Below are 13,487 nucleotides of genomic sequence, written 5' to 3'. Positions count from 1 at the left end.
GAATTGATTATTTAAGATTTAAAATTTGCTCCAATATCTTAATCGTAATTAAATAAGTTGGCTTTACACCTGTTGTTCCTAAACCTCCTGAAGCTAGTGTGCTTCCGGTTTCTAAAGGATTATCTGAAGCATAATATGCGTATCGCACTTTAATATCATGAGGAACACTTTTTCTGATTTTTGAGGCAGATTGTATTGCTTTCTGGTAGTAAGAGCCTTCCATTTCAAGGCCAATTACACCCCAGGTTGATTCATGGAAAAATTTCAGTAATTCCCTGTTTTGCAAAGAGGTTCCTAAAACCGTCACCATAGCACCTTCAAAAACAGCAATGTCGTTTCCTTCAAACATGGCGCCTGTCAGTTCGTTTTCGAAGAAATAATTATCGGCAGTTCCTTCGTTTATATGCGCTGACGGAATCATGATATCTCCTTTTCCACCTTCCAGAATCCCCGCCTTGCCCATTATTGAAACTGATTTTACATTCAATAAAGTATCTTTTTTATACGGTTTCAAAAGTTCATCTATGGTTTCATAGGCCTGTTCCCCAAAAGCATAATCCATTACAATTATAACTGGTTTTTCTTCCCCTACATTTGCATACGAAAATGCTGTTTTTGACCAGTCAATTTTAGCCGTATCAAAAATCTGAACATCGATATTCGTTCCGGATGTGTCAGGCAAAGAAATCATTCCGTTTTTTATAGCCAATTCTTCCACAATGTTTCTGGTTTCCTTAGCTGCTGATTTGCTTAACTCTTCGTAAATAAAGAAATCCGATTTGTCTTTGAATTTAGTTTTCAACAACGGCGTTGCAAAAATAGAATTCATTACGCTGTGCATGTTGGCACTAATGATATGAATTGGTCTCTTTAAAAGATTATTTGCTTTTAAAACTTCTTTGATATTTGTTGCCCAGATTTCTCCGTGAATATGATGTCCTAATCGTTCTCTTAAAACAGGACTGAAAGTTATAGTTCTTTTATTGTTATCGATCATTTCTTCAATGGCTAATTTTCCAAGCCAGTAAATAACATGGAGAAAACGATCAGGAGCATTTTCAGAACCAAAAGCATCGTAGATATCCAGAACTTCTTCAAACGTTCGCGCTAAGATATTGGCAACATGTGAAATTGCTTTTTCTTTTTCTACTTGTGATAATTTTTTGGTTTGCAAAATCGCTTGTTCTAACTTCAGCCAGTCACGTGAAACTTCTCCACCATCATCAATTAAAATTCTGTTTTTGATTTTATGTGATTCGATAAAGATAAATGTCAAATGCGTCAGGATATCATAAATGTCTGATCGACCACGTGTGATTTCGACATTCATTTGTTCTTCGTCAATTCGGTAGCAGTTTCTTCTTCTTTTTGGAGGAACAATCGGTTGGAAATGCGATTTAGAATACCCCTCATCTGAAGTTAAATTGATGAACCGGCATTGTTCAATCCCTATCGGAAGTCGCTCAATAACGTATAAAAGTCCATTTAATTCTACTTTTTCCTCAGCAATATTTCCGTAAATTTCAGGACGCAATGCCAATAAAGATTCGCGTAAGCTATCACCAGAAACTCCCATTGGTTTGTAAAAACCACGGTTGAATAAATGGCGCATCGTTATGTACATTTTCTCAATTGCAGCTGATGATTCCTGTGCTCTTGATCTTGATATATGTTTAGTTTCTTTCATGTGGTTTTATTTTAAAAATCTTCAAACATTGAAGATGAAAAGAGTTTCCAATAGACTAAAGTATGAATTTTAAATAAGACTTTAGTAAAGCAGCATTTAACAAATTGTTAGAAAACTTAAGTTACTCGTTTTCTTTATATTCATTAAAAAATTTTACAATATTTGGATTTCTATTCGAATAAATAATTTTAATAGTATCATTCAATCTTAAATAGTCCGATTGAATATTTACTGAATGCTTTCCTTTTCCATATTCAATAAAAGCATAACTATTTTTTTTGATGTCTTTGTTTAATTTTTTTATAACAATATTTTCAATAACTCCATTTGTTGCCAGTTCATGAGTTTCGTAAATTCCTATTAAAAACCTAAACAAAAAAATTGTCAAAAATAACATTGGAAATCCAATAAAAGCAATTGCATTCCCGAATATTTTAGCTTTTTTTAAACCTATTTCTGAAGCGTAATATTTGTTGTTTGTTAAATCTAATGGAGAAATGAACTTATGGTTGTCAATCTTCACAATTAAAAGTCGAATTATCATTATACTGAGAAATAATATACCCAACCAGCATATTCCGACAGAAAACAATAAAACAATAGTGAATTTATTTAAACCTGAGAGAATTAATGGATCTGTCCACCAATATCTAAAGGCCAACAAAACACCTATTGCAGTAAGTACTAAATAAAGAAATAAATATTTTGCTTTTGTTTTTAAATTCATTCGATTTTAATTCAAACTATACGTCTAAAATGTCATTCCTTACTTCAAATTATCCGCAATCTTTCTGTCGTTCGACAACCTGGGGATTTTATTTTGTCCACCTAATTTTCCCTGTGATTTCATGTATTCCTGAAAACCATTTTTTGAAACTTTGGTTACAACCACTTTCTGCAAAACATTTCCGGTGATTAAATCATCGTAGTAAATGTTTTGTTTTCGCATTGAATCGTCAATTGCTTCGGCGAAAGCCTGCATATTTTCTGGTTCATTTTCAAATTCTATCAGCCATTCGTGATACGGTAGTCCGCTGGCAGGCGTGATTTGTGGAGCAACGGTAAATTCGTTTATTACAATATTGGTTCCAACTGTAGCTTCTTTCATGGCGTTTTCAACTTCATTGGCAATAACGTGTTCTCCAAAAGCCGAAATATAATGTTTGATACGTCCTGAAACTATGACACGATATGGTTTCAGAGATGTAAACTGAACCGTATCGCCAATATTATAACCCCAAAGTCCGGCATTTGTAGAAACTATTAAAGCATAATTTATACCTACCTCAACTTCCCCAATTGTGTATCGTTTTGGATTCTCGGTAAAAAATTCATCGGCTTTTATGAATTCATAAAAAATTCCCGAATTCAGTAATAAAAGCATTCCTTTTTCTTTTTGTGAATCCTGATAAGCAAAAAAACCTTCTGAAGCCGGAAACAATTCGATGCTGTCTACTTTTTTACCAATCATCTGCTCAAATTTTGCACGGTAAGGTTCATAATTAACGCCGCCGTAAATAAACAGATTGAAGTTTTTGAATATCTCACTGATTTTTTTCCCTCCACTTTTTTCCTGCAATTTTTCAAAATACATCTGAACCCAGGATGGAATTCCTGAAATTACAGCCATATCTTCTTTAATGGTTTCGTCTACAATGGCATTTACTTTAGTTTCCCAGTCTTCAATGCAATTCGTTTCCCAGGACGGCATTCTGTTTCTCTGCAAATATTTCGGAACAAAGTGTGCCACAATCCCGGAAAGTCGGCCAAAATTTATTCCGTGTTTTTCAGTCAAAATTGGGCTTCCCTGTAAAAAAATCATCTTTCCGTCGACAAAATCAGCGTTTCCGGTTTCGTTGATATAATGCAGAATCGCATTACGCGCAGCATTGATATGCGAAGGCATTGATTCTTTTGTAAGCGGAATATATTTGGCTCCGGATGTTGTTCCGGAAGTCTTGGCAAAATAAATGGGTTTACCTTTCCAGAGAATATTTTCCTGACCTGTTTTTACTTTTTCGATATAGGTTTTTAGATCTTCATAATCCCGGATTGGAACATTCTTTTGAAAGTCTTCAATTTTTGTTATCACATCAAAATGATGGTCTTTTCCAAATTCAGTTGCTTTGGCACTTTCGATCAGATTCTTAAAAACCCTTAACTGAGTTTCAACCGGCTTCTCAGACCAGGAAAGTGTTTGTTTGTATATTTTTCGGGCAAATATTTTTGCTGCTATCGATTTAATTGACATTTTCTGTGGTATTATTTCTTTTTATTTGCTTTGTTTTCGCCCGACTCTTTTTCTATTTTAGCCACTTCATCCCTAAGCTTAATCTCTTCTTCAGAGGCATTCATATTGGTTTCCTGAATTTCTTCAGACTCGGCCAAAATTGAGTCTTTATTAAATTTGGCATATTCTAATTCACCGTTCAGTACCTTTTGAATCGATTTAATGTAGGCCTCATTTTTTCTGAGTGAAGTGGTTAATGAATCCGATTTTATAGCTAATTCCAAAGCATTCTTTTTTAATTGTGAAGACGAGTATCCTGGAATAAATTCGCGCAAAGGCGTAAAAGCAATTATAAATGTGGTAATCAGAATTAAGAAAATTCCGCCTAAGGAAAGAACAACAAACACATTCATTAAATTAAGTTTAAACGAAAATATTTCTTCAAATGTATCTTCATTCAAAATAACCAATCGGTTTTTGGTAAATAATTTTTTTCTGAAATTATGTTTTTTCCCTGTCATTTCGGTTACTTATAGTCGCAAATATAACAATTAATACATTTGTTAGTGTGGGTCAGATTTCATATAATATACTTAATTTTTTTATTTTATAAAATATTTAACGCTGTCATAAACAAACATTTTAATCCAAAAACTCTTGTTGTTCGTATATTCTATATACATTTGCAACAAAAATTTATATAAATTGCTTCGGCATTAATTTTATTATTATGGGAAGATTTGGCGTTACAGAAATCCTAATTATATTGGCAGTTGTTTTATTACTTTTTGGAGGTAAAAAAATTCCGGAATTAATGAAAGGACTAGGAAGCGGAATTAAAGAATTTAAAAACGCAGCCAAAGACGATCAGCCTGCTGCTAAAAAAGAAGAAGAAGAAGTTAAATAAGAATCTTCTAAAGAAATATTTATACCCAACTAAACAGTAGATGTTTTAGTTGGGTTTTTTTGTGTCAATTTATTAAAATACCCGCAAAATCAATATGTTTTTTCTTTGAATGAACTTTCAAGCAACGGAATAAATCATCGATTATTGTACTATTTAATTAATATTTAACATTATTTTAGTTTTTAATAAATGTTTTTAATAATTTTATCTTAAATTTATACTTATAAAAACATTTATTATGATTGATTTAACACGTAGAAATTTTATCAAAAATGTTGGATTTGTAGGTGCTACTACTCTTATTTGTGGAAGCTCGCTTCTAGCTCAAAATACTTTTAATACGTTTTCGGATTCTAATAAAGAAGAGGAAAATGTTTTATCTCATTTTTCAAAATCAAATTCTTCTGATGTCTTTTTAGCAGATGCTGCACTTTTAGACTGTTATAAAAAAGCAAGTCTAAGTTGGGAAAAAACAGGATACAGACCTTCCGGAAATTTTTGTTACAGCTCTGCAGATAATCAGTTAAAAATGTTTCCAATGCATCTTCATGTTAACGGAACAGGAAAACTAGATGATGTTTTGTTGTGTTTTGGAAAAAATTCAAATGGAGAGTGGAATTCGCTCAAGCCATTGTCGGGATTTGATCTGGAAGCCATAACAGTAGCTATGAAAGAATTAAAGGCAAAAAACACTAGTGTTGATTTAACGAACTATTTATTTCCAGCTCCTGTAAATCAGTTAAATCCGTATGGTTTTGAAACTAAAAGAGGGAGTGTGTTTCTAAAAACGCAGCTCTGTTATGATCAGACTTCAACAGAAATTATTGTTAAGGAAGGATCTCATATTGTGTTTCAAAAAGAAATAATATCGCTGCATAGCTTTACTGAAAGTTCAGTTTTGGTATAACAAAATATTCAATAAAAACATCTAAAATATCTCAACATGGCAGAACCATTTTTAGCTGAAACCAGAATTATGTCATTCAATTTTGCTCCAAAAGGATGGGCACAATGCAATGGACAATTTTTACCTATAAATCAAAATCAGGCTCTGTTTTCTTTATTAGGAACCACTTTTGGCGGCAACGGACAAACCACTTTTGCATTACCTAATTTACGAGGAAAAACCCCAATTCATTTTGGAAATAATTTTACACTTGGCCAAACAGGCGGAGAAGAAGCCCATACCCTCACAATAAATGAATTGCCAACACATAAACATACTTTGTTTAACACCAATGAAGCAGTGAGTACTAATATTCCTGTTTTAGACACCAGTAAATTAGGAAATACAGCTCCAAATCAGGTTTACAATGCTTCTGGACAAAATCTGACTGCTATGAACCCTGCTTTAATTTCTAATATCGGTGGTAATCAGCCGCATTTGAATATGCAGCCTTTTCTTGCGCTTACTTTTTGTATCGCTCTGCAAGGAATATTTCCTTCTCCTAATTAATAACATTTAAAAAGTAACTATTATGGCACAACCTTACGTTGGTGAAATCAGAATGTTTGCTGGTAATTTTGCTCCTGCAGGATGGATGTTTTGTGAAGGACAATTATTGCCAATTTCAGAAAACGAAACCTTATTTCAATTAATTGGAACCACTTACGGTGGTGACGGACAAGAAACTTTTAAATTACCAGATTTACGGGGCCGTCTTCCTATTCATACTGGTACCGGAAGTTCTGGTACTACATATAATTTAGGCGAATCAGGAGGTGCTGAAGAAATAACGCTTACTGCACAGCAAATACCTTCTCATAATCATGCTGTACTGGCTACGACAGATTTAGCAAATAGTACCAGTCCTGCAGATGCTTATTTGAGTACCACTGCTACGGGAAACAAAATATATTCGACCGCAAGTCCTACAGTAGCATTAGATCCTTCAGAGATTAGTTCAATTGGCGGTAGTCAGCCTCATACTAATTTTCAACCTTATTTATGTATTGATTTTATCATTTCATTGTTTGGAATTTTTCCAAGTCAAACCTAATTTAATTAAAATAACATATAAAATAATCTCGATATGGCAGATCCATTTGTAAGTGAAATACGCATTTTCGGATTTAATTTTGCACCAAGAGGCTGGGCTTTTTGTAACGGACAAATTTTACCACTTTCTCAAAATACAGCTCTTTTTTCATTATTAGGTACCACGTATGGAGGGAACGGACAATCTAATTTTGCATTGCCGGATCTGCAGGGCAGATCACCTATGCATCCTGGTCAGGGTCCGGGATTATCACTGCATGATTTAGGAGAAACTGGAGGCAGTGAAACCGTAACTTTACTAGAATCAGAAATACCTGCACATAGTCATAAACTATCTGTTACAAGTTTAAATTCTCAGTCTACAACTCCTGCAAACAATAGCTTAGGACGTGGTAATCCTGTTAAAGTTTATGCGTCCGTAGGTGCAGCAGTGACAATGGGGGCGAATTCAATTTCACCTACAGGAGGCAGTTTGCCACACAACAATATGATGCCTTATTTAACAATGAATTTTTGTATAGCACTTCAGGGGGTTTTTCCTCCAAGAGGTTAATAAATCATCTGTATTGGATTTAAATATAAAAAATGTAAACCTTCGTGAAATACAAAATAATGATTTACCTGTTTTGTGCAAAATTTACGGAAGTACAAGAACAGAAGAATTAGATCAAGGAACCAATTGGAACCAGGAACAAAAACAATTTTTTATTGAACAGCAGTTTTTTGCCCAGCATGAATATTATCAAAATAATTATACCGGTGCAAAATTTTATATAATTGAAAAAGAAAATATTGTAATTGGAAGATTATATATTGATTTCTTTTTTGAAAAAAAAGGGTTCAGAATTATAGACATCACTTTATTACCGGAGTGGCGAAAAAAAAATATCGGAAGTTTAATTTTAAATGAAATTATTAAAAAAGCCTCTGAAGAAAACATGAAAGTAAGTATTCATGTAGAAAGTTTTAATCCTGCCATGAATTTATATAAAAGATTAGGATTTATAAAAATAAGTGAAACAAACGGTGTCTACCATTTAATGGAATGGAGTCCTGAATAAAGATAAATAATAAATAGAATGAATGGATATAGCTTTACTTACTTTAAACGATTTTGATACATTGCTTAATACTGCATTTACAATTAGTATTTCAGATGAAGTTCAGCTTGATGCGGAATTAATAGAAGTAACAAAACTGAATAATTATTCGCCGTTAGAAAGAAATCCCTTTTCTATTGTTTTTCGTACAGATCAAAAAAATGAATATTACGAACAGGGTATTTTTACCATTGTACATCCTGAAAAAGGTGATTTACAATTATTCCTCAGTCCGCTTGGTTTTGATGATATGGGGATGAAATATGAAGCTGTCTTTTCTTAATAATGCTAACTCATTAAATTGAAAAAAAATGAAAAAAAACAAACTCTTAGTTATTATAATACTGCTTGGATTCTTAACTTTTGGAATGAAATATAGCGGTTTTATTAATGAAAACTTTGTTGCTCCATTAGCAAAACAGTTAACAGAACCTAAAAAAGAATCTGTAAATAAGACAGCTGAAATTATAGATAAACCGTTTCTAACAAAGCAAAAAACAAATGCTGATGCAGCGGTTGCAGCAAGTATTAGTGTAACTAATGCTGTAGTCGTAAACGGTGGCGGAAATGCCGTACCCGGTTCACAGCTTGATTTCACTTTAACACTTACAAATAGTGGTACTGATGATGCATTAGGAACAACGTTCCAGAATATTCTGGATGCTAATCTAACCTACGTTCCAGGCTCATTAAAAGTAACTCCTATTGCAGTAAATGATAACTATAACTCTATTGGAAATGTTGGAATTACTGTTAATGCAGCAGCAGGAGTTCTGGCAAATGATATTAGCCCTGACGTAACAGCATTAACGGTAGCAATTTTGGCCAATCCGACTAATGGTACAGCAGTTTTAAATCCGAATGGTTCTTTTACTTACAATTCTACTTCAGGCTATTCAGGTACAGACAGCTTTACCTATACTTTAACTAACAGTAACGGAAAAACAAGTATCGCAACCGTAAACATTACAGTGTCTGCACCTATCTTTTTTGTAAACAGCTCTGTTGCTACAAGTGGCAATGGTACTTTATCAAGCCCTTTTAAAACGGTACAGGAAGTCCCTGTTTCAGCAACAGCCTCTATTTTTGTTTATACAGGTACTGGAAGCAGCGGTACAGCATTAACTTTATCAAACAATCAAAAATTAATTGGTCAGGGAGCAACGGCAAGTTTAACTTCAATATTGGGAATTTCAGTACCGGCTTACAGTAATCCTTTACCATCAACTGGCGGTACAAGTCCAAATTTTTCGGTTTTAAATCTTAAATTAAACAATGATGTAGAAGGAATCACCCTTACCGGAACTAACGCAACTATGGCTGGTACAAGTGTTGGAACTTTAAAAGTAAGAGATGTAACCATTACAGGAGGAACAGCTATACCTGTAAATATTGCTGCCGGAGGAGTTTTAGATTGTATTTTTAAAAGTATCTCTGCAAACGGAGCTTCAAAAGGAATATCTGTAGCAAATTCAACAGGAAGTTTTCAGGTTACGGGTATAGGGACAACTGCAGGATCTGGAGGTACTATTCAAAATATAATCAACAGAGGAGCTGAATTTATTTCTTGTACAAACGTTACACTTAAAAACATTAACTTTTTAAACGCAAATACTGGCGGTGCCTGTAGCACTCCAGCCGTTGATAATTCCAATTGCAATGGAGCAATTCATTTAAAAACAGTTACAGGAGTTACATTAGATAATATCTCCATTACTGGTACTAACAATGCAACAGGTATTAATATTAATAATGTAACTACTTTTTCACTTGCCAACAGTACGCTGACGGGTTGCGGAAGCAATACTGCAGGTTCAGAAGTTGGTGGTATTTACGCTTTAAATCTTGGTGGAACCAGTTCCATAACAAATACCAATGTTAATGATTCATGGGGTCGCGGTTTTTATGGCTACAATGGTATATTATCTACAAACCCAACACTAAATTTAACAGTTACCGGATGTCAGTTCAAAAATTCATTTAATAAGGCAAATGGTGCAAGTAATTTCATTTTTCAGGGTTATGGAACATCAAATAATACGATAACCTTAAAAGGAAACGATTTTTCAAACGCCAAAACATATGGCTTATCATTAAATTTCGGTGGTAGTTCTGTAAATAATATTCAGGTAGGGGGAAATCTTTTAGCTGATGGAAATACAATAAATGCAGCCGTTTCAAGCCCTGGCAGTAATGGTTTGGAGTTACAATCAACCGGAACATCAACTGTAAGCTATAATGTAATCAACAATACCATAAAATCAAGTTTTAATGGCAGCTTTACCTGCAACATTGGCAATCAGGGTACAGGAACAATGAAAGGCCGAATCAATAACAATACGATTGAAGGCGGTGGAACAGCATCTGTATCTAATGGTATTTCTGTTGCTGCTTATGGAAATGCTAAACATATTACAGAAATATTAAATAATACCATTACCAACATCAGCAACTATGGTATTATTTCTGAATCGAATGATAATGGCTTATTAGGAAATGCCCGTATAGACGCTACTATAAAAAACAATAATATTAGTCTGGTAACCAATGCTTACGCTCACGTTGGGGTAATTGCTATTGGAAACATTGCTTCAAGTACTTTGATAAGTGCGGCTAACATAGGCGGCAATACAACCAACAGCCCTGTAACTGGTTTAGCTGCCGGAGCCTTTGATGTTCTTTCGTTAGGCGCAAACAGTCAGATAATTTTACAAGGCACAACAGCTTTGTCAAATGGGCCGGGCGACAGAACTACAGCGCTTACCAATTTTTGGAATTCTAATAATTCCGAATCAAGAACAGCTATAGACGAACAAGGCGGAGGAACAATAGTATCAGGAACAGCTTTAATACCAGACAATCCATCAGCCGCAAAATTTGCACCAACTCCTGTAATAGAAGAATCAGCTTCAATAACGGAAATTCAAAATAAAGCTGAAGACACTTCAACTGCAAAAAATAATAATACGGCAAAAATAACATCCGGAGAAACTATTACTGTAGGTCCATTTACTTTACCTGCAGGAAAAAGTACTATAATCACTTTTAGTGCAACCGTAAATGCTGCCAATTCGCTACCGGTAAATACATGTGCTGTAACCAATCAGGCATCTGTAAGCGGAACGAATTTTACAACCGTAAATTCTAATGTTACAACTACATCAATTAAACCGGCGAATGCCACTTTTACAAACACCACAGAAAATATTCCTTGTTTGGGAACAGCAACTGTAAGTCTAAATGCTACCTGTCCATTAGGAACTACTCCTACCTGGTATACTTCCATAACAGGTGGAACCAGTTTTGCAACAGGTGCATCTGTAACTGCTACTCCTACAGCAAATAATACCACTTATTGTGTAGCTTGTGAAGCCGCTTATTGTGCAAGTGACATATTGTTGGTAAAAACAGTTACCGGAACTCCTTCAACATCATCTTCTCAAACAGTATCTGCCTGCGATAATTATTTCTGGTCAGAAAATAGTACAACTTATACAACATCAGGAACTTATACGAATACTGTTGGTTGCGATACCAAAACTTTGAATTTAACTATAAATTACTCCTCAGCAATTAATACTGCAGTTACCAAAAATTCAGATATATTGACTGCTACTCAGTCAGGAGCAACTTATCAATGGTACCAATGTCCAAATACTTTACTTTCAGGTGAAACAAATCAGTCTTATACTGCATTGGCAATTGGAGATTATAAAGTTGATATTACTTTAGCAGATTGTACAGTAACTTCCAATTGTGTTACTATAAGTAGTCTGGCTGTTGATGATTTTGAACGCAATGAATTTAAGATTTATCCTAATCCAAGCAAAGGAGTCGTAAATATTATTACACCGTACGAAGGGAATTATATTATAGTAGATGGCTTAGGAAAAACTATTAAATCATTTGATTTACATGAAAATATACTCAATACTTTAAATTTAGAAAACGTATCAGACGGCACTTATTTTATTAAAAATATTAGTGACAGTAACATAAAAACTCAAAAATTAATCATACAGAAATAGAATAAATTTAGTTTTTCAGGAACCCGAAATTATAATTATGATTTCGGGTTTTTTTTATTTATATAAAAAATCTTACTTTTATCGTCCCTAAATTTATATAAACATGAAAAACCTATTTTTATTGGTGAGTTTTTTTCTTTGTATCGAAAATTATTCACAAGCAACAAAACCTTTTCCTGCCAATATCACTTTTAATAATGGCTTAATGGCAACGACAAAAGATAGTCAGGATGCCTCAAACAATTATGATACCTGGAAATCCAACTTTACAGAATCCTGTACAAATGGAAGATACAGGGTAAAATTTAATTCCACGGAAACCGTTTCTGAAGGAATTGCCTATGGAATGCTGCTTAGTGTTTACAAAGGCGATAAAGATCTTTTTGATGGTCTATGGCTGTACTATAAAGATAATGTTAATGCCAATGGTGTAATGAACTGGAGGATCAATGGGTGTTCAGTAATCAATGGTGCCAACGGAGCTACAGATGCCGAATTAGACGCTGCATTTGCATTAATCGTTGCCGATTATCAATGGGGAAGTACCGGAAGCATCAATTATAAAAGTGATGGTAAAACTTTAATCACTGCCATCAAAACGCATGAAATTGAAGCCAACACTTTTGTACTAAAACCGGGAGATGCTTTTGGAGGAAGCTCAATTACCAATCCTTCCTATTTTTCTCCTGCTTATTACAGAGCTTTTGGTGCTTTTACGAATGATACCGCTTTTTGGAATGCTGTTGCTTCCAAAGCTTATACGATAATCAATAATAATTTAACTCTAAATAACGCTGCCGGCGGACTAGTATCTGACTGGTGTGATGGTTCCGGAAATTATTCAGCAGAAGCGCAGCCCAGAGGATATGTAAATGCCGGTAAAACCTATAACTATGACGCATGCAGAACGCCTTGGAGAATTGCAGTTGATTATCTATGGTATGGAACTCCGGAAGCAAAAACGTATTCAAAAAAATCCTCAGATTTTGTTAGAATGACTCTTGGAGGAACGACAAATATCAAAGATGGTTACAATCAAAATGGAACGTTAATTGGACAATGGCACAACGCTCCTTTTGTGGGTGCTTTTGCGTGTGCTGCAATGGCTGGAGAAAATCAGAATCACTTAGATGCTTCTTATAATGATTTAAAAAGTACAGACGAGCCAGGTAATTACTTTAATCACACATTAAAAACATTATATTCGTTTTTATTAACAGGTAATTTTTATTTGCCACCGAGCGCAACTTTATCCAATGATGATTTTGATATTGAAGAATCTACAGTCTCACTTTACCCAAATCCGAGTGCAGATAAATTTACTGTTCTGGCTCCTGAAAATTCATTAATTACGGTTTTCTCTCCGCAAGGAAACCTTATTTCAGAGCAAAAAGCATCTGCTGAAAATACCGAAATTAATCTGGCTAATCAATCCTCTGGTTTGTATCTGATAAAAATTTCAAACGGCACTAAAACTGTCGCCAAAAAAGTGATTTTAAAATAACTCTTAAACTAAAACCCCCAAACTACAAATTG

13 protein-coding genes are annotated in these 13,487 nt (G+C 34.2%); 9 read left to right on the top strand and 4 right to left on the bottom strand.

All coding sequences use genetic code 11. The features are described from left to right. Positions 1-7: 7 nt before the first annotated feature. The 4 genes from DMB68_RS09455 to DMB68_RS09440 form a co-directional block, all read right to left on the bottom strand. Complete coding sequence (locus DMB68_RS09455; RefSeq protein WP_110346450.1) at positions 8-1,687, bottom strand: DUF6909 family protein; 1,680 nt, start codon at positions 1,685-1,687, stop codon at positions 8-10. Positions 1,688-1,808: 121 nt separating this feature from the next. Next, positions 1,809-2,414 (bottom strand): hypothetical protein, encoded by a 606-nt coding sequence (locus DMB68_RS09450; protein ID WP_110346449.1) that lies wholly within the window; start codon positions 2,412-2,414, stop codon positions 1,809-1,811. A gap of 39 nt (positions 2,415-2,453) precedes the next feature. Next, positions 2,454-3,938 (bottom strand): GH3 auxin-responsive promoter family protein, encoded by a 1,485-nt coding sequence (locus tag DMB68_RS09445; protein WP_110346448.1) that lies wholly within the window; start codon positions 3,936-3,938, stop codon positions 2,454-2,456. Positions 3,939-3,949: 11 nt separating this feature from the next. Then, positions 3,950-4,438, bottom strand: a complete 489-nt coding sequence (locus DMB68_RS09440; protein WP_110346447.1) for a peptidase — start codon at positions 4,436-4,438, stop codon at positions 3,950-3,952. Between the two features lie 209 nt (positions 4,439-4,647). On the opposite strand from DMB68_RS09440, the gene tatA reads away from it, so the two are divergent. The 9 genes from tatA (at position 4,648) to DMB68_RS09395 (ending at position 13,455) form a co-directional block, all read left to right on the top strand. After that, a complete protein-coding gene (gene tatA / locus DMB68_RS09435; protein ID WP_110308155.1) occupies positions 4,648-4,824 on the top strand; it encodes a twin-arginine translocase TatA/TatE family subunit in 177 nt (58 codons plus the stop codon). 238 nt (positions 4,825-5,062) lie between these two features. Then, positions 5,063-5,731 (top strand): hypothetical protein, encoded by a 669-nt coding sequence (locus DMB68_RS09430; protein ID WP_110346446.1) that lies wholly within the window; start codon positions 5,063-5,065, stop codon positions 5,729-5,731. Positions 5,732-5,767: 36 nt separating this feature from the next. Beyond that, the gene (locus DMB68_RS09425; protein WP_110346445.1) at positions 5,768-6,280 is read left to right on the top strand and encodes a phage tail protein; all 513 of its coding nucleotides are present in this window, start codon (positions 5,768-5,770) and stop codon (positions 6,278-6,280) included. Positions 6,281-6,302: 22 nt separating this feature from the next. Then, entirely contained in the window at positions 6,303-6,824 is a 522-nt protein-coding gene (locus DMB68_RS09420; protein WP_110346444.1) for a phage tail protein, read from the top strand. Positions 6,825-6,857: 33 nt separating this feature from the next. Continuing rightward, positions 6,858-7,376: a phage tail protein gene (locus tag DMB68_RS09415; protein WP_110346443.1), complete on the top strand. Its 519-nt coding sequence runs from the start codon at positions 6,858-6,860 to the stop codon at positions 7,374-7,376. Positions 7,377-7,389: 13 nt separating this feature from the next. Beyond that, a complete protein-coding gene (locus DMB68_RS09410; RefSeq protein ID WP_110346442.1) occupies positions 7,390-7,884 on the top strand; it encodes a GNAT family N-acetyltransferase in 495 nt (164 codons plus the stop codon). Positions 7,885-7,906: 22 nt separating this feature from the next. Beyond that, entirely contained in the window at positions 7,907-8,206 is a 300-nt protein-coding gene (locus tag DMB68_RS09405) for a DUF6916 family protein (protein ID WP_110346441.1), read from the top strand. A 28-nt stretch (positions 8,207-8,234) separates the two neighbouring features. Next, the gene (locus tag DMB68_RS09400; RefSeq protein ID WP_110346440.1) at positions 8,235-11,951 is read left to right on the top strand and encodes an Ig-like domain-containing protein; all 3,717 of its coding nucleotides are present in this window, start codon (positions 8,235-8,237) and stop codon (positions 11,949-11,951) included. Between the two features lie 103 nt (positions 11,952-12,054). Further along, on the top strand, positions 12,055-13,455 hold the full coding sequence (locus DMB68_RS09395; protein WP_110346439.1) for a glycosyl hydrolase family 8: 1,401 nt from the start codon (positions 12,055-12,057) through the stop codon (positions 13,453-13,455). Positions 13,456-13,487: the final 32 nt, after the last annotated feature.

Source organism: Flavobacterium hydrophilum, assembly GCF_003202405.1.
GTDB classification, from domain to species: domain Bacteria; phylum Bacteroidota; class Bacteroidia; order Flavobacteriales; family Flavobacteriaceae; genus Flavobacterium; species Flavobacterium hydrophilum.
This window is presented reverse-complemented; position numbering and strand designations above follow the sequence as displayed.